This window comes from Magnetococcales bacterium (assembly GCA_015228815.1).
GTDB lineage: Bacteria > Pseudomonadota > Magnetococcia > Magnetococcales > UBA8363 > UBA8363.
Window position 1 is genome coordinate 114,921 of the sequence record JADGCV010000006.1, and the last position, 23,386, is coordinate 138,306.

18 protein-coding genes are annotated in these 23,386 nt (G+C 58.3%); 12 read left to right on the forward strand and 6 right to left on the reverse strand.

All coding sequences use genetic code 11. The annotated features are described in order from the left end of the window. Positions 1 to 45: 45 nt before the first annotated feature. From leuC to HQL76_04040, 10 genes are all read left to right on the forward strand, one after another. Positions 46 to 1,449 carry a 3-isopropylmalate dehydratase large subunit gene (gene leuC / locus HQL76_03995; GenBank protein MBF0108319.1) on the forward strand — a complete coding sequence of 468 codons (1,404 nt, stop codon included), beginning with the start codon at positions 46 to 48 and terminating at the stop codon, positions 1,447 to 1,449. Positions 1,450 to 1,527: 78 nt separating this feature from the next. Then, positions 1,528 to 2,196: a glutathione S-transferase family protein gene (locus tag HQL76_04000; protein ID MBF0108320.1), complete on the forward strand. Its 669-nt coding sequence runs from the start codon at positions 1,528 to 1,530 to the stop codon at positions 2,194 to 2,196. Between the two features lie 52 nt (positions 2,197 to 2,248). Then, the gene (gene leuD, locus HQL76_04005; protein ID MBF0108321.1) at positions 2,249 to 2,920 is read left to right on the forward strand and encodes a 3-isopropylmalate dehydratase small subunit; all 672 of its coding nucleotides are present in this window, start codon (positions 2,249 to 2,251) and stop codon (positions 2,918 to 2,920) included. 49 nt (positions 2,921 to 2,969) lie between these two features. Next, positions 2,970 to 4,058 (forward strand): 3-isopropylmalate dehydrogenase, encoded by a 1,089-nt coding sequence (leuB, locus tag HQL76_04010; protein ID MBF0108322.1) that lies wholly within the window; start codon positions 2,970 to 2,972, stop codon positions 4,056 to 4,058. Between the two features lie 66 nt (positions 4,059 to 4,124). Beyond that, on the forward strand, positions 4,125 to 5,141 hold the full coding sequence (locus HQL76_04015) for an aspartate-semialdehyde dehydrogenase (GenBank protein ID MBF0108323.1): 1,017 nt from the start codon (positions 4,125 to 4,127) through the stop codon (positions 5,139 to 5,141). Between the two features lie 112 nt (positions 5,142 to 5,253). Further along, on the forward strand, positions 5,254 to 7,770 hold the full coding sequence (locus tag HQL76_04020; protein ID MBF0108324.1) for a hypothetical protein: 2,517 nt from the start codon (positions 5,254 to 5,256) through the stop codon (positions 7,768 to 7,770). Positions 7,771 to 7,792: 22 nt separating this feature from the next. Then, positions 7,793 to 8,773 carry a hypothetical protein gene (locus tag HQL76_04025; protein MBF0108325.1) on the forward strand — a complete coding sequence of 327 codons (981 nt, stop codon included), beginning with the start codon at positions 7,793 to 7,795 and terminating at the stop codon, positions 8,771 to 8,773. A 154-nt stretch (positions 8,774 to 8,927) separates the two neighbouring features. After that, complete coding sequence (locus HQL76_04030) at positions 8,928 to 10,034, forward strand: Rpn family recombination-promoting nuclease/putative transposase (protein MBF0108326.1); 1,107 nt, start codon at positions 8,928 to 8,930, stop codon at positions 10,032 to 10,034. 269 nt (positions 10,035 to 10,303) lie between these two features. Further along, positions 10,304 to 11,356 carry a glycosyltransferase gene (locus HQL76_04035; protein MBF0108327.1) on the forward strand — a complete coding sequence of 351 codons (1,053 nt, stop codon included), beginning with the start codon at positions 10,304 to 10,306 and terminating at the stop codon, positions 11,354 to 11,356. A gap of 12 nt (positions 11,357 to 11,368) precedes the next feature. Next, a complete protein-coding gene (locus tag HQL76_04040; protein ID MBF0108328.1) occupies positions 11,369 to 14,824 on the forward strand; it encodes a mechanosensitive ion channel in 3,456 nt (1,151 codons plus the stop codon). 13 nt (positions 14,825 to 14,837) lie between these two features. Here the strand turns inward: HQL76_04040 and HQL76_04045 are convergent, their stop codons facing one another. Next, positions 14,838 to 15,683 carry a WecB/TagA/CpsF family glycosyltransferase gene (locus tag HQL76_04045; protein MBF0108329.1) on the reverse strand — a complete coding sequence of 282 codons (846 nt, stop codon included), beginning with the start codon at positions 15,681 to 15,683 and terminating at the stop codon, positions 14,838 to 14,840. Between the two features lie 73 nt (positions 15,684 to 15,756). Beyond that, on the reverse strand, positions 15,757 to 16,614 hold the full coding sequence (locus tag HQL76_04050; protein ID MBF0108330.1) for an AAC(3) family N-acetyltransferase: 858 nt from the start codon (positions 16,612 to 16,614) through the stop codon (positions 15,757 to 15,759). Positions 16,615 to 16,850: 236 nt separating this feature from the next. Here HQL76_04050 and HQL76_04055 point away from each other — a divergent pair, with 236 nt between their 5' ends. Next, positions 16,851 to 17,477, forward strand: a complete 627-nt coding sequence (locus tag HQL76_04055) for a YjbE family putative metal transport protein (GenBank protein ID MBF0108331.1) — start codon at positions 16,851 to 16,853, stop codon at positions 17,475 to 17,477. An 80-nt stretch (positions 17,478 to 17,557) separates the two neighbouring features. After that, the gene (locus HQL76_04060) at positions 17,558 to 18,286 is read left to right on the forward strand and encodes an OmpA family protein (GenBank protein MBF0108332.1); all 729 of its coding nucleotides are present in this window, start codon (positions 17,558 to 17,560) and stop codon (positions 18,284 to 18,286) included. A gap of 565 nt (positions 18,287 to 18,851) precedes the next feature. Here the strand turns inward: HQL76_04060 and HQL76_04065 are convergent. The 4 genes from HQL76_04065 to HQL76_04080 form a co-directional block, all read right to left on the reverse strand. Continuing rightward, positions 18,852 to 19,955: a polysaccharide deacetylase family protein gene (locus tag HQL76_04065; protein ID MBF0108333.1), complete on the reverse strand. Its 1,104-nt coding sequence runs from the start codon at positions 19,953 to 19,955 to the stop codon at positions 18,852 to 18,854. Next, positions 19,952 to 20,995 (reverse strand): hypothetical protein, encoded by a 1,044-nt coding sequence (locus tag HQL76_04070; protein MBF0108334.1) that lies wholly within the window; start codon positions 20,993 to 20,995, stop codon positions 19,952 to 19,954. Before HQL76_04070 ends, HQL76_04065 begins: the two co-directional genes overlap by 4 nt. 45 nt (positions 20,996 to 21,040) lie before the next feature. Further along, the gene (locus HQL76_04075; GenBank protein ID MBF0108335.1) at positions 21,041 to 21,982 is read right to left on the reverse strand and encodes a hypothetical protein; all 942 of its coding nucleotides are present in this window, start codon (positions 21,980 to 21,982) and stop codon (positions 21,041 to 21,043) included. A gap of 87 nt (positions 21,983 to 22,069) precedes the next feature. Then, positions 22,070 to 23,302, reverse strand: a complete 1,233-nt coding sequence (locus HQL76_04080) for an SGNH/GDSL hydrolase family protein (GenBank protein ID MBF0108336.1) — start codon at positions 23,300 to 23,302, stop codon at positions 22,070 to 22,072. Positions 23,303 to 23,386 lie beyond the last annotated feature (84 nt).

The window sequence follows — 23,386 nt, forward strand, 5'->3', positions numbered from 1 at the left end:
CTCCCCGATTCGGGGGCGATCAAATCAGCGGAAAGAATCAATACCATGAGCCCCAGGACACTGTTTGCAAAAATATGGGAAGAACATGTGATCCGCGAAGATGCGGATGGAACCACTCTTCTCTATATCGACCGACACCTGGTCCACGAGGTCACCTCGCCCCAGGCGTTCGAAGGACTCCGTCTGAACCGGCGCGAAGTCCGCAGACCCCAGGCCACCTTCGCCGTCCCCGACCACAACGTCCCCACGCGCGACCTGGCCCACGGCATCCTCGATCCGGTCTCCCGCCTCCAGGTCGAAACCCTGGAAAATAATTGTCGCGAATTCGGTATACGTATCTTCGGAATGGGAGACCCGCGTCAAGGGGTCGTCCATGTGATGGCCCCCGAACAAGGATTGATCCTGCCGGGCCTGACCGTGGTCTGCGGCGATTCCCATACCGCCACCCATGGCGCCTTCGGCGCTCTGGCCTTCGGCATCGGAACCTCGGAGGTGGAACACGTCCTCGCCACCCAGACGCTGACCCAGAAACGCCCCAAGACCCTGCGCATCACCATGACCAATACATTGGGTCCCGGAGTGACCGCCAAGGATCTGGTGCTCCATCTGATCGGCCATATCGGCACCGCCGGCGGCACCGGTTTCGCGATCGAATTCGCCGGCGAAGCGATCCGCGCCCTGTCGATGGAAGGTCGGATGACGGTCTGCAACATGGCCATCGAAGCCGGAGCCCGCGCCGGAATGATCGGCGTGGATGACCGGACCATCGATGATCTGGCGGGACGCCCGTTTTCTCCCAAAGGCAAGGACTGGATCGAGGCGGTGATCCAATGGCGCCACTATGTTTCCGATCCGGGAGCCACCTTCGACCACGAAATCAAACTGGACGCCCGGGAAATCGAACCCCAGGTCTCCTGGGGAACATCGCCCGAAATGATGGCCTCGATCTCGGGATGCGTTCCTCAACCCGCCGATGAACCAGATCCGGTGCGGCGCGCATCCATGGAAAAAGCGCTGGCCTACATGGGATTGACCCCTGGCCGGAAAATCACCGACATCGCCATCGACAAGGTATTCATCGGTTCCTGCACCAACGGACGCATCGAAGACCTTCGGGCGGCGGCGGACATCGTCAAGGATCGCCGGATCGCCCACTCCGTCAAACTGGCCCTGGTCGTCCCCGGCAGCGGACTGGTCAAACGTCAGGCGGAAGAGGAAGGTCTGCACCGGATTTTCCTCGACGCCGGGTTCGAATGGCGCGAACCGGGATGTTCGATGTGTCTGGCGATGAACAACGATGTCCTGCACGCAGGCGAACGCTGCGCCTCGACCTCCAACCGTAATTTCGAAGGACGACAGGGCGCCGGAAGCCGAACCCATCTGGTCAGCCCGGCCATGGCGGCAGCAGCAGCGATCTTCGGCCATTTCGTCGATGTCCGAGGCTTGTAGGTCCACGTCGTCATGTCCCGTCACCTCTCCCGCGAACCGAAAAACGATCTTAGTCCGGACGATGCAAGGAGTTGTATCATGGATCTGGAACTTGTTCTGTTCAAGACCTGCCCCTTTGCGCAGCGGGTCGTCATTGTGCTCGATCATCTGGAAATTCCCTATCGCAAAACAATCATCAGTCCCGGCGACCGCCCCGACTGGCTCCTGGAATGCGCGCCGATGGGACAGGTCCCCGTGCTCCGAATCAATGGCGACCGGGCACTCTTCGATTCGGTGGCCATCGCCGAATTCGCCAACGATCATGCCGACGGAAACCTGCTTTCCTCCGACCATGTGCAACGGGGGATGGAACGGGCGATCGTGGAATGGGCGGGAACGTGTCAACGAGCCTTCGGCGAATGCATCGCCGCCGAAGACGAGTCGGCATGGCATCGGCAACTGGCCGATCTGACCACAAAACTCTACTGGGTCGAAAAACTGGCGCATCCCTCCGGACCATGGCTCATGGGAGAAGGATTCACCCTGGCCGACGCCGCCATGGCACCCCTGTTCATGAGAATGCGGGCACTGCAAAAAAAGGTGGTCTGCTTCAACGCCGAGGCAACCCCGAACATGGTCCGGGCCATGGAAAAGATTCTTGCCATGGAGGTCGTCGCCCGGTCGGTAGAGGGCGACTTCGACCGAATGTTTCGCATGATGGTCCGGGGACGCGCCAAAGGTGGATATGTCGATTCCCTGATGGGATGACCCGAGAACGAAGTCCACGGACGAAACGACGTTCATCAAGGAGAAGAAGGTCATGAAACCTTTTCGGGTCATGAATGCCCTGGTGGCACCACTGGATCGGGCCAATGTCGATACCGATGCCATCATTCCCAAGCAATTCCTCAAATCGATCAACCGGACCGGATTCGGCCCCAACCTGTTCGACGAATGGCGCTATCTGGACCGCGGCGAACCAGGACGCCCCGCGAACAATCGTCCCGAAAATCCCGATTTCGTCCTCAATCAACCCCGTTACCGCGATGCGGAAATCCTTCTGGCACGCGATAATTTTGGTTGCGGCAGTTCTCGGGAGCATGCCCCGTGGGCGCTGCTCGACTACGGCTTCCGCGTCATCATCGCCCCCAGCTTCGCCGACATTTTTTTCAATAATTGCTTCAAGAACGGGATCCTCCCCATCATCATGGAGTCGTCACGGGTCGATCGGCTGTTCCAGGAAACCGCGGCGACTCCAGGCTATCGCCTGACAGTGAATCTCGAAACCATGACCGTGGTCACGCCCAATGGAGAATCATTGGACTTTTCGGTCGATCCCTTCCGCAGACACTGCCTGCTGCATGGACTCGACGACATCGGCCTGACCCTGGAACACGAGGCGGCAATCCAACAGTTCGAAAACAAACGCCGTCGGGAACGTCCATGGGCCTTCATCCCCGACGAGGGGGATCGCCTTGGATTCGATGATTGAGGCGGACGAAAATTTCCAGGAACGCGATTCACATAAGGACGGGACGTTTATGACACACAAGAATATTCTGGTGTTGCCGGGCGACGGCATCGGGCGGGAAATCATCGCCGAGGCAATGAAGGTGTTGGAATGGGTCGGCGCCCGGCCCGGTGTGCGGTGGACCATCGACGAAGGACTGATCGGCGGCAGCGCCTATGACGCCACGGGAGTGCCACTGCCGGAAGAGACGGTCAACCGGGCAAGAAAAGCGGATGCGGTGCTGTTGGGGGCGGTCGGAGGACCCAAGTGGGACAAACTCGACTTTTCCCTGCGCCCGGAACGGGGATTGCTGGGGATTCGCAAGGCCCTGGACCTTTATTGCAATCTGCGTCCCGCCCAGGTCTTCGAACAATTGATCGATGCCTCTCCCTTGAAACGGGAGGTCGTCTCGGGGATCGACATCATGGTTGTACGTGAACTTTCCTCGGGGATCTATTTTGGCGAGCCTCGCGGGATCGAAACCCTTGCCGATGGACGGCGGCGTGGGTTCAATACCCTCTCCTACAGCACCGATGAAATCGAACGGGTCGCCCGCCGGGCCTTCGAAACGGCCCGCAAACGACGCAACAGGGTGTGTTCGGTCGATAAGGCCAACGTCCTTGAATCGACCGGCCTGTGGCGCGAGGTGGTCAGCCTTTTGGGGAAAAGCGAATTTCCCGATGTCCACCTGACGCACATGTATGTCGATAATGCCGCCATGCAGCTTTTGCGCAACCCACGGCAATTCGACTGCATCCTCACCACCAACATGTTCGGCGACATCCTTTCCGACGAGGCCAGCATGCTCACCGGATCGATCGGCATGCTGGCCTCCGCTTCACTGGGCGATCGAAATGCCCTGTACGAACCGATCCACGGCTCGGCCCCCGACATTGCCGGCAAGGGGGTCGCCAACCCTCTGGCCACGATCCTGTCGGTGGCGATGATGCTGCGTCATTCCCTGGGGTTGCCCGAGGAAGCCGACCGGATTCAACGGGCCGTGGCCCGGGTTCTGGATCAGGGATTGCGGACCGCCGACATCATGCAACCGGGCGCCCGGGAAGTGGGAACGGTCGCCATGGGAGATGCCGTCATGAACGTGTTGCGGGAAGAGGTATGATCCCGTGTCATTACCGCAACCAGGCGGTCCTGGCCGCCTTTTTGTCACGCTTGTTGGAGAACACGAATGAAAAAATACAATGTCGCCGTTGTCGGAGCGACTGGCAACGTCGGACGGGAAATGCTCAACATCCTGGCGGAACGGGATTTTCCCATCCATGAACTCCACCTTCTGGCCTCGCAGCGGAGCGCCGGGACCACGATGCGGTTCAAGGATCGGGAACTCATCGTCAAGGACCTGGACAAATTTGCGTTTACCGGGGTCCACATCGGCCTGTTTTCACCCGGGGCCTCGGTGTCATCCCGTTATGCCCCCATCGCCGCCAGTGCCGGATGCGTGGTGGTGGACAACACCTCCTTTTTCCGCATGGATCCCGATGTGCCCCTGATCGTTCCGGAGGTCAACCCCGACGCCATTGCCGGCTACAGGAAAAAAGGAATCATCGCCAATCCCAACTGTTCGACCATTCAAATGGTCGTGGCCCTGAAACCGATTCATGATGCCGCCATCATTCAACGGGTCGTCGTCGCCACCTATCAGGCTGTCTCGGGGGCGGGCAAGGAAGCGATGGATGAGCTTTTCGAACAGACCCGCTGCACCTTCGTTCCGGGAACCAGCGTGGCGCCGAAAAAGTTTTCCAAGGAGATCGCCTTCAATGTGCTGCCGCACATCGATCAGTTCCTGGAGAACGGCTACACCAAGGAAGAGATGAAAATGGTCAACGAAACCCGGAAAATTCTCGATCCTGCCATCCGGGTCGCGCCAACGGCCGTTCGGGTACCGGTGTTCAACGGCCATTCCGAGGCGATCACCATCGAAACGAAGAAGAAACTGACCGCCAGCGAGGCCCGTCGTCTTCTGGCCCAGGCCCCTGGAATCGAGGTCATGGACGACCCGGCCAACAAGGTCTATGCCAGTCCGCGTGATGCCTCGGGAAAAAATGCAACCTTCGTTTCACGCATTCGTGAAGATGTCAGTTGTGACAATGGCCTGCAAATGTGGGTTGTTTCGGACAACCTGCGCAAAGGGGCCGCATTGAACGCCGTCCAGATTGCCGAGGTGTTGATTCGCCAATACCTGTGAACGAATCGGACCTTGTCCCAGACCCCTTTTTTCTTTCAATAATCTCGAACCGAGGGGAAGATACCTGGGCAGTTACGTTGTTTCTTCAAGGCTCGCGGATGAAGGAAAGGATGTGAAAAACAGCAACCCCGGGATTTCGTTCCACACACCAGAGGAAAGGACGATCCTTTTCCCGGCCCGATCGGGAACACCGTTCGCGTCATGGCTTGTGGGACTGGCGGCGATCATTCTGAATTTTTTTCTCGTTTCCGTTTCCTGGGGCGTGAGCCTGGGAGGCATGGAGGTCAAAAGCCACCTGGGTGAACCATTCCAGGGGATGGTCGCCGTCACCCTGGGAGAAAAAGAACAGGGCATCCCTCTGGAGGTCACCACGGCCCATCCCGACGATTATCAACCCCTGAATCTGGATTACAACGAGCAGGTTGGCAGTGTGATCCTGAAAATGGAAGGAAAGGGAAGCCGGCGACTGTTGTCGGTAACGACGAAAGACCCGGTGAACATCCCTTTTTTCAATCTTCTGCTGAAACTGTCCCTGGGACAGGGAGATCATTTTCGCAATTATCCCGTATTCCTCGAAGTCCGGCCCACCCCTCTTTCCCGAGAATTTCAACCGGACCGGAAGGTCAACCGTCCGCCATCCCCATCACCGACTGCAATCGAACCAGGGGAATATGGACCCGTCCGGCCCGGGGAGACCCTGATCGGGATCGCCGAAAAATTCACCCCGCCCCATCTTACCCGCCATCAGGTTCTGGCCGCTTTTTTTGAACACAACAAATCACTTCTGGTCAATGGCAACATGAATGGCCTTCCGGTCGGGACCGTTCTCAGGGTGCCGCCCGCCGACGATCAAGGCAAGCTGAATCCGGACCAGGCCAAGGCCCTGGCAGCCAGCCACCGCCAAACCTGGCTTCAGGGCCAGAAAAACGGCAATGCCGCCCAGGACAATCGTTCCCGGTCCGAGCCGCCCGCCTCTGAAAAGATTGAGGTACAACCGGTCACGAAAGGGACCGGCCACGACATGCCGGCGCACTCCCCCCCGACCCAGGTCGAGCCTACCGCGAAAACCCGGGAAACCCCGACCCCGCATCCCACGACCCAATCTGCCAACGAACCCGTAGCAACGGTGGTCGATATGCGCCTGACGTTGTCGCCCTCCGGAAAGGAAGATGCCCTGGCCCTGACGAACCGCCTTGATACGGCGAAGGACCCGGTGTCCCGTCAACCAGAGCCGGTACCGGCGCCAACCGTGGGAACGGAAGGAGTCACCGCAGTCGCCCTGGAGGCCTTGGAGAAAGAAATCGCGGCCCTTTCGGAACAACTCAAACAAAGCGAATCCGCCCGAACCACCCTGCAACAACAATTGACTGCCCTCGAAGGGCGCTTCCGGAAACTGGAACAAAACCGGCCCCCTCCGGTTCCCTCGTCGCCCCCCGAAATGGAGATTCCCTGGGAGTTGGCAGGAAGTGTTGCCGCGGTGGTGGTCATTCTGACCGGTCTTCTGTCGTGGCGCCGTCTTCGAAGCAAGGGAAAAGGAAACTCCGACCCAGCCCCGCGCCCCCAAGCTCCTCCGGTCCCCCCGAGCCGGGAACGGCACATGACCGATCTTGCCGCCAACAGCGTCATGCCGATGCATCGGGACCGTCTTTCGTCCCATCGACCGCCGTCATCCGGTTTTCCTCTCGAAGCGCTCATGGAATCGCGCCAGGAATCGGAACCGTCCGCGGTGCTTCCGGACTCCGGTCATGACCTTGCCGCCGCGGATCCACGGACCCGGGAATCGGCGGCCATTCCGCCAGGAACCCCATTCACCCCATCGCCCCCGGCCACACAGGAGATTCAGGAACCGCGAAAAGAGGCGATGTCCGCCGCTTCCCGGTCGTCCTTCGTCCCTCTGGCCCTGGGGACGGCGGGTGCCATCGCGGTGACCTCATCGCTCATGGGCGCCAGGGAAGAGGATGGCATTCATGAAAATCTCCTGGACCTTGGCGATGCCGACGACGAAAGCGATTCCATTTTCAATCTGGCCGGCAATACGGGAAAGACGGAATTGGATACGGTCGGCGTCGAAACCTTGTTGGGGTCGGCCCGGATCGATGCCGATCTGGCAATCGGATCGACCCCGCCGCTCGATGGCCAGGTCCCCGGCACGGATCGCGTGGCGCCCCTTATGGAACCATCCCCGGCCAATCCGTTCGCCTTGCCGGAAGGCGATGCCCTGGTAAAACCGCTGCACGCGCCCGGGGAATCCGCTTTGGAAACGTTGACCTTCGCGTTGGCGATGCCTCCCCCTCCAGAGGCATCCGCGGTGGAGGCGGAAACAGTGTCTCCCCCGCCAGGGAACGCCATGACCGACATCGAATCCCTGACCTTCGAAGTCCCCGCGATTGCCGAAACGATCACCGATGTCCCCGTGGCCAAATCCCCGGTCATCGAAATAGAGACCATTCCCTTCGAGCCGGAAGAAACATCCCGGAAACCGGCAGTCGTCGTCCCACCGCCGACGCAGGACAATGAAACGGAAAAAAAAGGACGACCGGGTGCGATAATTGCCATGCCGCAAACAAGGGACGACAATGACACGTTTGACCTTTCTGACCTTGAATTGACCCTGGACGGTGATTCGTGAACACAAGGGAGGGATAAGAATCGTGATCGGAAAATGGACGATGCTGTTCTTTTGTTTCCTGGGGTGGTCATGGCACGGTAGCGCCATGGCCGACGATGCAGTCTCCTTTGGACAGGTTGAAGTCGGCAGCGCCATGGGCGAACCTTTGCATGTCCGCATTCCTTTCCAGGGGTTGGGTTCGTCCACTCTGGAAACAACAGAAGCGCTTTGGGGAGTGCCGACCAATTATGCCCATCAGGGAGGCCCCGTTCTGAAAACATCAATACGCCAGGAGAATGACAAGAATATTCTGCTGATCGACAGCGACCGCGGCATGACGATTCCCTTTTTCACCCTCATGATCCGCATGGTGACCGCCGATCGGGTCATCATCCAGAATCTGCCGGTATTTTTGGGAGAGATGGCCCAGGCATCCGCCGCGAAGGATGGGATACCGTCGGAACACGATCCCATCCAGACCGATGGATCCGCGGCCTCGACCGGATCCACCCGGGACACGACGCGGGAAATGCCGGTCCAGGGATGGTCTCGGGCATGGATTTGGGGACTGTCCGCCCTGGTATTGTCGGGTGGTCTTTTGCTCCTGCCAAGGTTCAGAAGGACACCGACCCGAAGCGGTCTTTCCCGTGGCGGCGCACGCAATCGTCCCATGGCAGTCCCACTTTCCACGCCACGGGAAACGATGGCGACGGACCGCGACACCGCGCCAGCGTTCGAAGAGACGAAAAAGGAGAAAAACGAGCCGGAAATTGTCCTTCCTTCTCAGACAACGGTTCCCGACCCGCGGGAAGAGACCGTTGGCGCCACCACAAAACCCTCCGATCCGGAGACATCCCCATCCTCCCGGTCACCACGATCGGGCCATGTCGAAGCGATGTCACCGGCGGACCGGAGCAAAGGGGTGAAAATCAGTTCGATGATCCGAGGAAAATCGCCATTGTCGGGGAAAAATCCCCATTCAATCGAGAGGCGTAACAGGAAGAAATCACCACCGGTTGGTTGAGTGAATCCATGAAACCGCAACCATCTTGGGATGCGTCGTTTTCGTCATTCCCACAGTGGTTGACCGAAAGCGGCCCCCCTGGACTCGAAGCGGATCGTTCAGAACGGATACGGCAAGATCACCGCCGTCATCCACCGTTCCCAAGGCGAACCCCATGACCGACGTCGCCCAGCCTCATGATCATCTGTTGAAAGCCATCCTCGCCGATGCCGAAACGGCGGGAACCCTGCTGCGTGAGCGGCTGCCTGCCGAGGTGGCGGTTTTGCTTGCCCCCGATCCGCCGGAACTGGTGGAAGGCAGCTTCATCGACGACGCGCTGCGGGAGCACCGAACCGACCGTCTCTATCGGGCACGGCTCAAGGACGGCGGGGATGCCTTCATCTACACCCTGCTGGAGCACAAGAGCCGACCGGACCGCAAGGCCGGCTGGCAGTTGCACCGCTACATGACCCGCGTCCTGGAGCAATGGGAACGGGAACACCCGGACTGGGAACATCTGCCACCCGTCATCGGCATGGTCCTCTATCACGGCGCCGCCCCCTGGCGGGTTCCGGACGAGTTCCGTTCCCTGATGGCAGGATGCGAGGCCTTGCACCCCTACCTGCCCAATTTTCGTTTCGTGGTAGTGGACCTGGGTCGGATCGACAACGAAGCCTTGTCCGGCAATCCCCGCCTGCGGGCCGGACTGCTGACCCTGAAATTCGTCTTTCGCAAGGGGGAACAACGAGGTATCATAAGGATGGTCGGGTTGTCGTTGCGGAAGGCCCCCGATCTGCTGCACCAAATCGTCCTGTATATGGTCTCGACCTACAATGGCATCGACGAGGCGGCAATCCGGGAACTGGTCCGGACAGCCCGCCCAAAGGAGGAAGCGATGATGGTTTCCAAGTTCGCGAGGGATATACTCTCGGACCATCCCCCCGCCTGGGTGGTGGATATGGTGCGACAGGAAGCGAGGATGATGACTCCGTTCGCGCAGAAGATCCTTGCAGAAAATCCCCCCGACTGGACGGTGGATATAGTGCGACAGGAAGGTCGGCAGGAAGGTCGGCAGGAAGGTCGGCAGGAAGGTCGGCAGGAAGGTCGGCAGTCCGAGGCAGTGACCATTCTGGTTCGCCTGCTCCGTCGCCGCTTCGGGCAACTTCCGGACTGGGTATCCGCCCAGGTCAACGCAGCAAAGACGGAACTCCTTGAAATCTGGTCGGATCGTATCCTGGACGCCCAATCCCTGGAAGAAGTTTTCCACGTTTCGGAAAAATAGAAAAAAACAGACACCAAACCGCAACCAGCCTGGGATACGCAGTTTTCAAATGCCATTCCCGCCTTCGCTTGAGATGACGTTTGGCAATGACGCATCGCAGGATGGTTGCGATTCAAGAAGACCCGGAACGGCGACTTTCATCCCCCGGTCCTTGCGAAAATGTTGGACCATCGCCACCGGAATTGACCATGCATCAAGAAAAGAAAAACAAAAAACCAAAGCTTCTCGTTTTGGCGCACCTTCCGCCGCCAGTCCACGGGGTCACGGTCATGAGCCGATCGGTCGTCGATTCACGACTGATCCGCGACCACTTCGATCTGGTGGTCCTGCCGATTCAATTCACTGCCAATCTTCACGAGGTGGGACGCAATCATTGGGCAAAAATGATCCGGCTGCTGGGATTCACCCTTCGCCTGCTCTATCTGGGGCTGATCCACCGGCCCGAGCTGGTTTATTTTACCCTGGTACCGATCGGAATGCCGTTCTACCGTGATTTCATGCTCCTTTCCCTGATCAAGGCCATGGGATTGCGTGCGGTTCTGCACCTTCACGGCATCGGGGTCAAGGAATCCGCGCGACGCCGAATCAACCGTGTTCTCCATCGCCGCACCTTCTCCGGCGTTGAAATCATTCACCTGTCCCCCCTGCTCCATGAGGACATCGCCGCCTACATTCCCCGGGAACGATGTCATTTTCTCGCCAACGGCATCCCTTCACCTCCCGCCATGGGCGATACATTGCCGCCCCCCCTGGAAAAAAGAGAGAACTCCGTCCGGTTTCTTTTTCTTTCCAATATTACCGAAGAGAAAGGGCCGCTTGATTTCGTCCGCGCCCTGGGAATACTTCGGGATCGGGGACGATCGTTTCATGCGACCATCGCCGGAGCGGTTATTTCCCATGACTGCCTGAATCGTCTGGAACGACTGATCGGGGAATTGCATCTGGAAAATCGAGTCGTGTATGTCGGGCCAAAGTATGACCAGGAAAAAGCGGCGCTTTTCTTCCGGTCCGATATTTTCGTCCTGCCGACCCATCGGGAAAGTTTTCCCCTGGTCCTCCTGGAGGCGATGTCCCATGGCCTGCCGACGATCGCGCCGGTGGAGGGGGCCATCCCCGCCATCATCGAGGATGGAGTGACCGGCATTCTATATCAGAAGAAAGATGTGGAAAACCTTGCCCAGGCCATGGAATCATTGGAGATGAACCATGATCTGCGCCACAGTATGGGAAAGGCGGGAAAAAAACGTTTTCAAGAACATTTCACCCTCGAAGTTTTCGAGGCGCGACTGGAACGGATCCTTTCCACCTGCCTGCAACGATAACCCCGTCATTTCATGGCGCCGCCAGTGTACGCACACGCGAAACGGACATGTTTCATCACTCCCGGTCATGTCGTCCGCCTGATTCTGGGTGTGTTTTTTCTGTTTGTGGTCCTTCCCGTCCAGGGAGAACCCCCTCCGCCCGCGCCGCGGGCGATCTGGGAGGTCGAACCCTTGACTGCCGAAGCGATCGCCACGGTGCGCGGTCGGACGGAACAGGAACTTTCGGCATTGCCCGCCGATGCCAAGGAATCCAGTACCGAGGGGGCGATGCGGGCGGTCTTGAAGGCCCGGCTGGAACTGTTGACGGAACTCGATGACACCCTCAAAAGTCGTCTCCATCTGCAACATGCAGCCCCGATATTGCTCCAGTCGGAGGGGGAGATCGGCAATGCCCTGTCCCGGATCAAAAAACTGTCCGAGCCACTTCCGCCGGAAAATCCAACGAATGATGTTTTCGAAACCTTCCGTGAAAAACTGACCACATCCTCGATCAAACTCGAAGAACTCAGAAAAGACATGCAGGAACGGGCGGAAATCATGCAGGGATTGAGCGCCCGGGCCACCAGTGTCCGCGAACGCCAGCGCGAAGCCCAACGGAATGAGGAAAAATTCCGTACCCTGTTGTCCGGAGCCACCGTCACCGACAACCGCTCGCTGGTCATGGCGCGGGTGGACAATGAAAAATTGTCGCAACGGGTCGCGTTGGAGATACTCAAGGAACTGGAAGCGGAACAGGAGTTCGAAAAGCAGACGGTGGGCGTTCGCGACCGGCGCCTGGAACTGGCGCAACTGGAATTCGACCGGGTGCAACAGGAAGTGTCGCTGTATCAGGGGGCCCTGAACCGGATCCAGAACCAGACCCTGAAGGCCCAAGAGGCGGAAATCAACCTCAAGGAATCGGCCATCGAAAACGCCACCAGCGGGGATGCCTTGTTTCTGGCAACCTGGGAGGCCAGTGCCGCCCGGGTCCGACGCAACGTGACAGGCAATACCGCCCTGCTCAACGAAATCCGTTCCACCATTACCGAACAGGAAGACCGGTTGAAGACGGAACGGGAGGAGTTGAAAAATTTGCGCAGCCTTGCGGGTCAGGGATCGGGATTGAACGAACTCTCCTCGGCGATCTTCAAGGAGGCCTATCTGCGCATCGGTTCCAGCCGCAAGGAAATCAAGGCCCTGGATCAGGGAGATTTGGAGCGGCGAATCGGCGAGGCGATGGAACGGCAATCGGCGATCATCGCCCAACTTCCAGGATTGCGCAGTCAATGGCGCACGGAAATGCAGGCGGCCTCGATGGGGATGCCCGAACACAGACTCAAATCGTTCATGGACAAGGCGGAAAAGGTATTCAACGCCTATCGGGAAATCTTGGCGGAGGAAAAGAAAGTACTTCTTGAAATCAACCTTCATGGACAGAGGATGCGCCTTCTCCCGGTGGAACGTCGGGAGGTGCTGGCGGAACTGGAAACCTTCGTTCTGTCGCGAATTTTCTGGGTTCAGGACGACATACCGGTCGGTCTGACCATGATCAAGCAACTGGTGAACGAACTTTTTTCTCTGGAACGCCCGTATTCATTGATCAACTGGTGGTTGAGCGTCCTGTCGCGGGACACACTGGAAACGCTTGTCCGCTTTGTACGCAGCGGTCGGATGGCGCTTCTGGGAGGATTGCTGCTGTTTGGTCTGCCCCTGGTTCTTTTCTGGATCAACCACCGCATGCGACATGTTTCCGCTGCCCGAAGCGGAGCGGAATTTTCCGCGGATCGCGAAGGATTGGGAAGGGACCAGTGGTTTCGTTTTTTTGCATCATGGTTAAGCCCGTTCTATGTCCTCGCGCTCGCCTGGGGCATCGATTCGATGGGCTTTCCCGCGGCGCTGGGAACGGTGGGGGCACGGTTCATGATTCACACGGGGCTGTTTCTGCTGCTCTGGCGCATCAACGTCTTTCTGTTGCGGACTCCTGGAATTCTGTCTTTCTCCATGGGATGTCCGGTGGAGATCTGCCACGACCTCTATCGCGCCATCCGCCTTGTTCTCCTGGCCTATCTGGTATGCCTTCTCCCCTGGATGATTTTCGACGATTGGCCGTTTCATTTTGAAATACTCCCCCGCCTGGGCCTGACCCTGTTCGAACTGGCGGTCATGGCCGCCATCTATCGGCTGATCCGCCTGCGATCCAATCTGGTGCAAAAGTTTCTGAGCCTGGGAGACAGGACCGGTTTTCTGGGACGCAACTGGAATCTGATCCTGTTGCCCGCCCTGATGTTCATGGTGTTGATCATCATCATGGACCTGGCGGGCTATCGCTTTGGCGCCCGCTATCTGGCGACCAATGGCCTGTTGAGTTTCATCACCATCATCGCCATGACCGGAATCTACCGTTTTCTGGCGGTGGCCTCGGAAAAAATGATCCAACACTGGGTCCGGGAGCCCGTCGCCACCGATCCGCCGCCACCGGGTCAGGCCAAATCCGATCACAGGGCGCGACAGATCCAGGGACCGTTGAGTTGGATCGTCTTTCTGACGGGGACTTTGGCCCTGGCCGATTATTGGGGCATCAACGAAAGCGTGCTGCACTCGTTGAGCGACATCACCCTCTACAGCGTCACCAGCGCCGATGGCCAGATCCAATTTGTCAGCCTTGCCGATTGGATCTGGTTTGTCTTCAGCCTGTTTCTGGTCTTCTGGGCCGCCCGTCGCCTGCCCCATCTGTTTCAGTGGTTTTTCTTTTCGCGCATGGATGCGGATGCCGGCATGCGCTACGCGATCATCACGATGACACGATACCTGGTCGTTCTGACCGGTATTTTCATCGCTTTTTCATTCCTGAAACTCGATCTGGCCAAGATTGGCTGGCTGGCGGCGGCCATTTCGGTGGGACTGGGTTTTGGGCTTCAGGAAATCGTGGCCAATTTTGTGAGCGGCATCATCCTGCTGGTGGAACGACCGATCCGGGTCGGAGATCTGATCACCGTGGGGACGATGACCGGAACCATCACCCGCATCAACATTCGCGCCACCACCCTGCGCAACGTCGATCAACAGGAAATTCTCATTCCGAACCGGCAATTGATCACCCAGGAGGTCACCAACTGGACCCTGGGCGACACTCGTGTCCGCCTGGTGGTCGCCATCGGGGTCGCCTATGGATCCGATGTCGATCGGGTTGGCGCCCTGTTAATGGAACTGGCGTGCGACCAGGCGGAGGTTCTTCCTGACCCCGCGCCCGAGGTCTACTTCATGAATCATGGCCCCAGTTCCCTGGACTTTGAACTGCGGGTCTACCTGAGCCATCCCAAACTGACCCTGCCGATGCGTGACCGGTTGAACAAGCTGATCAACAAACGTTTCCAACAGGAAAAGATCGACATCCCCTTTCCCCAGACTGACATTCATATCCGCTCCGGTCTGGAAAACAAAATAGTTCCCACCGCATCACCACCCGAAGTGGTTGAAGCCACGCTCTGATCGCATCATTTTCCTACCTTCCTTTGATGTGGCCACGGAATAAAAAAAACCGTTGACATGCCACCTTCCAAAGGAACCGTGGCGCGGAAATGACCGTCCGACGCCACAGACGACGGGGATTGCGAATCAGGCGCGGCAACCATTCCAACCCCAACCGTTGAAAGAACGGGGAGGAACGATGGACCCTCCCGGAAAAAAAGTCAAAAACCGCGCCGATGGGGCCGATGATGGGTACATCGAGACGATGCCGGTGTTCATGGATCCATTTTTCCTGTTTGGGGGCGGTCAGTCCGACCCAAAGCACATGAGGACGGGCCTCCTTGATGGCCCGAAGGATCCGTTCATTTTCTTCGTGATCGAATCGGGCCGAAAAGGGGGGGGCGTACCATCCCACCACATGGATTCCAGGAAATTGCTTTTCCATCTCCATCCGGATCCGTTCCAGGGTGTCCGGGGTCGCGCCGAGGAAAAAACACCGCCCCGTCGGCAACCCCGACAAGGCCCGATTGATGGCCATGAACAGATCGGTCCCCGTCACCCGGTCGCGGATGGATCCCCCCAGAAGACGGGAAGCCCATGAAATGCCAACGCCGTCGGGAACGATCAGGTCGGCATCGAGAATGGCCCGACGAAATCCGGCATCGCCCTCGGCCACCATGAGCGAATGCGGATTGGCACAGACAAAATAGTGTGATTTCGCCAAATCCTCCGACCAGGAAAGAATCTGTTCAAGGCAGGCGTCAAGCGGCATCCGGGTCACGGGAAACCCGAGAATCGATTCGGTCTGCACCACGGGATCGTGCCGCGTCGATGGCGAATGGCGGGCAACGGTGGCCGGGTCCCCGGGTCCGGAGGTCATGTCGCAATCCTTTTCTTCCATCCGATCCGCCATCCTCCCGAGACCCCTTGCCTTGGTTTCAGGAATGGAATGTCTATTTTCGATAACAGGTACGCCCTTCACGGGCCAGTTGTTCCAGGGTTTCAAGGACCTCCCCGCACCCCAGGAGAATGGCCTGGAGGCGATGCAAGGCACCCGTCCTGTAGTACCCCCGGTCAATCAGATCGGGCACGATCAGACGCAAATCCCGGCGGCGAGACAGGTCGGGATCGAACAGATGGGTTGTCGTGAAGCACCGATTTCCCTGGGCATCGCGGCTTTCAAGAGTCCATGTTTCCCTGGTGAACGGGTCGAAGGGAAGCAATGGGCGAATGATTTCCTCGACGGCATGAAAGAAAGTCAAAGCCCGAATATCGACCCCAAGCAGAAGGTTTTGCCCCTTGAACGCCAACATTCGAGCATATGGAGAACCTTGGCCGCAGGGGGTGAGACAGCGTTGATGATCCTGGATCAACGCCTGGGCATGGCGCCCCCAGGCGGCGACAGGATGGGTCGGATGAAGGCTGCGGACGACCCCTGGGCTTCTGCGAAACAGTTCGGTCACCAGTCCCATTTGACTCGGGGTACGCCGGACATCGAACAACGTTCCCCCCTCGGCCCAATCGCGGGCGAGGCCAGTGAAGGGAAGCGTCGGCATCAACAGGGTTCCCTCTTCACCCACCACCCGCTGCAACAGGCCGATCAGCTCCCTTGGAGTCCCGGAGAATCCTGCAAACCCGTCCCAGGAACAATGGACCATCACCACCTGTCCCGGTCCCAATCCCAGGCGGACCAGGAAATCGTGAAGTTCCAGGGCGTCAAATCCCTGAAAACGACGGATGGCCCCCAACCGTGCCCGCCGAAGACGCGACGTGACAAAACGTCCCCATCGAAGAAGCAGGGGATGGTTCATAAAGCTTTACCTCCCGGAATGGATATTGACACCTGTCGGTTCCCAAAGCCCGCCGCGGTCGGAAGCCATCAGGGTCCGTTCTTTGGCGATTGCGGAATCCGGGAGGAGTATGATAATAATGCAACCCAGAAATAAAGACATCCGCTCCCCTTCAACCCAATGGCCCGGAAATCGGCAAGTCCCGATCAAGGGGCGTTCCGACAATCGCGTGTTTTCAACCCGGATCGGCAATCATCATGGAAACAGAACTGATCAGTCAACTGACCGCCTTTGTCCAGGTCGTTTTTATCGATCTTGTCCTTGCGGGCGACAACGCGATCGTCGTAGGAATGGCTGCGGCTTCGGTTCCTGCGCATCAACGAAAACAGGTGATCATTCTTGGAACCGTGGCGGCGGTTATTCTGCGTATTCTTTTTGCCCTGGTGACGACGCAACTGTTGCAGATCATCGGTCTGACCCTGGCCGGCGGACTTTTATTGATGTTCGTGGCATGGCAAATGTTCAAGGATATCCGCTCGCACAGGCACAAGAAGAGCGAAGAGGAGTTGGCACGGGAAGCCATGTCAAAGGGTGAGAAGAAATCGGTGGCGGGAGCGGTGTGGCAAGTGGCCATGGCCGACCTGTCGATGTCCCTGGACAACGTTCTGGCGGTCGCCGGAGCGGCCAAGGATCATCCGGGAATTTTGATTGCGGGACTGGTCATTGCCATCATCATGATGGCCTTTGCCGCCAACTACATTGCCCGCATGATTCAACAGCGTCCCTGGATCGCCTGGGTGGGGCTTGCGATCATCACGTATGTTGCCCTCGACATGATCTGGCGCGGCTATTTCCAGATCACGACCGTGACTGGCGCCGTCTGATTCCTTAGCGTGGCCCGCGGTCCGGCCCGAGGGCATGGACCGTTAAAGGAATAACTTTCAACGGACAAGGAGTTTCCACCATGAAACAAGGAAAAGTGTTGTCGCTATTGGGGATGGGCGCGTTGGCCATGGCGCTGTCCTCCTGTGCCCCCCCTGTCGCCCAGGAGGGCTGGATGCATCAGGGATTTCGTCAATGGCATCCGCAGGCGGGCAAGGCCCAGATCGCCGCGACCGGCACCCAGTGTTATTTTTGCGCGCCGACCGCGACGGTCGAGGCCGCAAAGGCCGATGGCGACAGCGACGATGACCGTGTGCGGGACAGCCAGGATCAATGCCCTGGAACTCCGAAGGGGATCACCGTGGATGCGCGCGGATGCCCCTTGAATGTCGATGGCGACAATGACGGCGTTCAGGATCACCTGGACAAATGCCTGAAAACCCCGACGGGGGCAAAGGTGGACACCGATGGATGCTGGCAACCGGGTCCCATCCAGTTTGGCACGGGCAGCACGAAAATCGATCTTGACGCCCGGAAGGTTCTCAAGGAACTCATCATCGTCCTGAAGAACAATCCCCACGTCACCCTGGGCATTCATGGTCACGCCGACAATCGCGGCAAGGACAAGGCCAACAAGAAGTTGGCGGAAAGCCGGGCCAAGGTGATTCAACAGTATTTGATCAAGAATGGCATCGCCAAAGACCGCCTCTCCGTGGCCACCTTCGGCGAACAACAACCGATCGCCGACAACAAGTCGAAACAAGGACGGGCGAAAAACCGCCGGGTCGAATTTGTCGCCCAACCACATTGATCTGCCCGGTTCATCGAACCCGGGGGTGCCCGATCGCGGCGCCCCCGGGGGCAGTATGCCGTCTTATGACATCGAGGAAGGCGCGATAGGGACTTGGCCATCGAAGAACGTCAGGCGAATGTACGATGCCCTGAGCAAACGCACGGATGCATGATGGTTGTGGATCGCAAATTGAATAGAGATGGTAACTGCCCAAGTACCTTACAGGTTTAATTATTGAAAGAAAAAAGGGGTCTGGGGGATTGCCCCCAGGGTTTTGATTTTGTTTTTGACTTTGTTTTTTACGCGCCATTTCACCCGAAGCGGTTTCTCGCGTGGTTTTTGCGAGAAACCGCGCAGGCGCGTGCCTTGGTTTGCCCTTCTTCGCGGTTTTTGCGAAGAAGGGCAAACGCATTGCAGGATGGAAACTTGCAATGTGTCCTGGTCTTTTCGCAAAAACCGCGAAAAGACCAGGACCAGAGCGCGCGCCTGAGCGAATTTCCGCAAAAATCACGCGGAAATTCGCTTCGGGTGAAATGGCGCATGGAAAAACAAAATCAAAATCAGCGGCGCCCCCTTTTTTCGTTCATGCTCCAAAGGACTCAAGGGCCTGACGGGTACGTTGAATCTGCTGAAGTATGATCCGTTCGATTCCCTGGGGACTGGTCTGCTTGCCCAGACTGAATCGCAACCATTGGGAGCGGCACAACGAAAAGTTTATCCCACCATTGGCGAATATCCCATGAATCCTCGGGTGTCGCTCCAGCCATTCCCCGACCGCCGGAGCGACATCCACCGAGCGACCGACCGGATAGGCCAGAAAATCGATCAGAGAGATTCCTTTTTCTTTCCAATAGCATTCGTTGTCCTCGATGGCCCGAACCGCCTCCGTGGCCGTCTGGCGCCCGAGGAGGCGGTGGCCGGTGGTATGGTTGCCGATCTCCCAGCCCCCCCGCTCAAGCTCCGCCACCGCCGCACAATCCAGATGGATGCGCAACGCGGCAGGATCCCCCAGGCACTCGTGAAACACGGCTGTCGTCGCCTCTTCGACCACATCGGCCACATAGTTGTCCTTGATCCGGGCAAACAATTCTTCCCCCGTTTCCGGCCAGCGAACTTCCGGGGCCATGGAACCAAGAACCGCCGCCAATCGTGACGCATGCCCCCGCGCCACCAGCAGCGCCGCCAACACCCGAAAAAAACTTTGCCTCCCTCCGGCAAACTCGGAACAAACAAATACCGTCGGTTTCAATCCCAGCGACCGGATGACCGGATGGGCATGGGTCAGATTGTTGGTGAAACCATCGTCGAACGTCACGGCAAAACAAGGCCGATCGGGTCCGCCCCGCTCCCAAAGTCCGGGCAATTCACCAAGCGCCACAGGGGTCATGCGGGTCATCATGAACTCCAGTTGCGCCCGAAATTCAGCCACGGTCGTTTCCCCCTTTCGATAACACGCTTCCCAGGGTTGTCGATGGTCGGGATCGACGATACTGTGGTAGATCAGAATGTAGATGCCGTTGGGAAACACGGAGGTCTTCGCCAGGCCCTTTCCCCCCGGAATCAGTCTTCGAAAAAGACGGGACATGGGCGTCGCGGTCGTTGCCGGTTGGACAACGGTGGACCGCTCGATCGCTTTCTGAAGCGCCGGCCATTCACCCCCTGGTCCCGGGAGCGCGGGTGACATCATCCGAGGCCCCCCTGGCCCGTCAGGGTGGTCCAGATCCAGGGGACCCGCCGCAACCATCGGCGACGCGCCAGAACCTGGTCCCGCTCGGCCCGTAAATGACAAAACAGATCATGATACCCACGACACATTCGTTCGGCGGTATGGGGAAATCCAGCCATCCGGGCAGTCCATTGGGGAAAGGTGGCGAGCATTTCCTCCAATTTTTCTTCCAGGGTTTCGGGTGAATATTCAATGCCAAACCCTTGGCAATATTCAGGCATGGAACCGCTGTTCAGATAGAGGAGCGGCAATCCGGTCAGGCCCGCCTCCAGGTTGTGATGCCCCCCCGATTCGTGCCTCGATGCGGTGATGTAGGCATCATGGCGGCGCAATTCCTCCGCCAGCGCCTCTCCCGACAGGGGTTCCAGATGCCGTCCCTGCTCAAAACGAAACCCTTCCGGCACACGTCCGATATAGGTAAACTCGATCCGCGAGGCCCAGCGGGGATCGGCCAGCAAACGATCCAGGCGCTGATAGACATCAAACCCCTTGTTCCAGTGGTTGCTCCAATGATGGGTCACCAGCCTGAGCCGCGCCCCCCGGATCCGGGATGCCCCCGGATGCCACAACCGTTGATCGCTGCCATTGAGGAGAATGCTCGACGGGCGCGCTGGATCGAATCCCGCCGCGACATAACGATCCCGGACCCACGCGCTGACAAAGACGGTATGATCGGCGATCCGGTTGGCATGGATGCGAAACCGGTTGAATTTTTTTTCGGCGTCGTCCCTGGCCTCACTGGTGTTGTTGATCCGATGCACCACGATGGCTTTGGAGTTTTTCAAGAGCAGGTAGCGCAGGATGGCCTTGTGGTCGTAGGCGGAAATGCGCAGACGGGCATCGGGTTCGACCAGGAGTATGATGTCAAGATCGCGGTCCCCGAGGTCATGAACGACCGCTTCACCCCGATCCTTCAGATAACGGCTCAGGGAATGGCCGAATTGGTTCCCGCCACCCCAGGCCCCCGATTGAAGGTTCATGCCAAGACTGATCTTCATCATCGCATTGTCCCATGACATCGTTTTTCAGTAAGGTGCGCTTTGGCCCTACAACCAGTCCAGGTTGACCCGATCACCCGGATCCGGCAAGTCCTCGACGGCGGTGATGGGTCGAAACGCAGTCCCCTGGCGCAAGCTGGCAAACCAGGCGGGAGCGCGATGTCCATGAATGGTGGTGATCCCCAATCCGGGAGCGGTGCGTTGCATGACCGGCAGCGGTTGAATGGCCAGACTGGGAGATCCCAATACATTGGCGGCAAAATGGGAAAAGGTGGACATGGGGGTAGTGATGATCACCGGACAACACGCCAACCCAAACAGATCAAGGACAGGATTGGTTGCGGCGGCATGTCCGCCGTGGGCATTGTAGCTTCCATCCGCCAGTGACGGCAGGACGGCGAAGCGTTCCCGCAATCGTCCCTCTTCCCCAGGCTCCAGGTTGTTGTGCGACAAAAGAAAAACCACATGGCCAAATCGAGAACGCACCTGCTCCATGGCGTGAATGTACCACCACAAAGGAACCCGGGGATGCCGGGTGGCATGGATGTCATAGCCATCCCCCTCTTCCCCATGAAAGTCGCCCCGGCGAATGTGGACCCCGACAAGCATGGCCCCATCGGAACGGCCCAGGTGACGGCGCAGTTGTTCGCGACCCGCGGCATTCAGGCGCAGCCGTGCCATCGTCGGCAGGTACACCCGGTCCAACACCCCCTGGTCCCCCCCCGTCGTCCCCCTCTGGATCAATACCCGATGGCGTCCCAGACGGTGAAAGGTCGTCCCATCGGGATCGCGCACCTTGCGGCCAAACAGTTTATCCATCGGTGTATAGCGCCATCGGCGGGCCCCCGCCACCTCCAATCCTTCGATGTCGGGCCAATCGAGGCAAACCTGATGGCCAAACAGTTCATGGAAGGCAAAACAAAGCGCCAAACCCTCCAATCGATTGCACAGGCCGGTGTATTGGGTGCTGATGATTCGTTTAAACCACATGGAATCCATCCATCCCCGGTCCCCGTCTCATTCTGAAACCCGCCCCATTTCCGGTCATGACCGTCATTCCATTCCGTGCGTGGCTGTTCACCGTTCTTGCTTTTCCCGGAGGATCCGGACAAGTTCATCCCCAACCTGATCGATCCCCCGAGGCGACCAGTGACCATCGACGTTCAGGTAGGTCCCCCGTACCCCATCGAGCGTCGTGGTCAGATCATGAACCGGAACACCATCGCCACGCAACCGTTCCATGAATACCCGCAATGCCTGACGCCGGTTGCTGCCATACTCCTGGGGATTGCCAAAAATCGACCATGTCTCGCCATATCTGGGATCGACATGGAATCCCATGGGGACCAGAACCACCGAAAAGGGGATGCCATGATCGGCACACACCTGTTTCATGGCGCGCATCCGGGGATATATTCCCATGATCAGTTCCTCGGGCAAGGTTTTTTCCTCCCGGTAGGCTTCCCCCACCGCCCAATGGAACAGGGGTTCGAACATGTAACTGCGAAACAAACCGCCATCGGGAGTTTTCAAGGCAGAAAAAAGATATTCGCTCTCGGGACGGGCCAACACAAGACGCAACCGTTCCCTCCGGTCGCCCTCGAACCCGGAAAGATCAAGCAGAAAACGGCGCACCCCGGCATCGTCCAGGGTACGCAGACGATGCATCATCGCCTGTTCCCGCTCATGCAGGTTTTCCCGCGAACCGGGTTGCCATACCCGCAGAACATTGCGATGCCGGTTGGTCACCAGATGATTCAGGGCCAGAAGCCCCATCTCCGAGGCAATGGAATCCTTGGGATAGGTCGAAAAAATGGCGAGCCGGGTGGATAGTTTGTCGGGAGAAAAATCGTTACCGACATAGAAGAACAGAAAAATTTCATCCGCCCCCAGGGGGATGACAATGTTTTTGATGCGGTAGAAATAATCGCTGGTTCCGGTTGCCGACACCCCGAAATTGACCACTTCCCAATCCTGGCGCGCCAGTTTTTTCTCGACCGCCAGGGGAAGGGGAATGGCGGCGGATTCCTCAAGAAAAGAATCGCCGACAAAAGCGATGCGCCGCACTCCGGAAAGCGGTTTCACGGTCCGTTCCCGGTCCCGCTGTCCCCACGAATTGAACCCCTGCCCCGCCTCGAGGTCGAGGACCCGTCCCCAACCCTGACGTCCCAGACCGGGATCGACCCCATGCAGACCCAGAACCGGCCACGAGGGGACCCACCATCCCGCCACAAAATTGGCAAGATACAGAGAAACGACAACCGCGACCACCCAAAGAAAAAAGATCACCGCAAAACGAAACAGAGGCATCTTCCAAAGAAAATGCTCGGCACCAGGGTCCGCAACAATAATTTTATTTTTTGCCAACGAATGACGCTTCATTCACTGAACCAT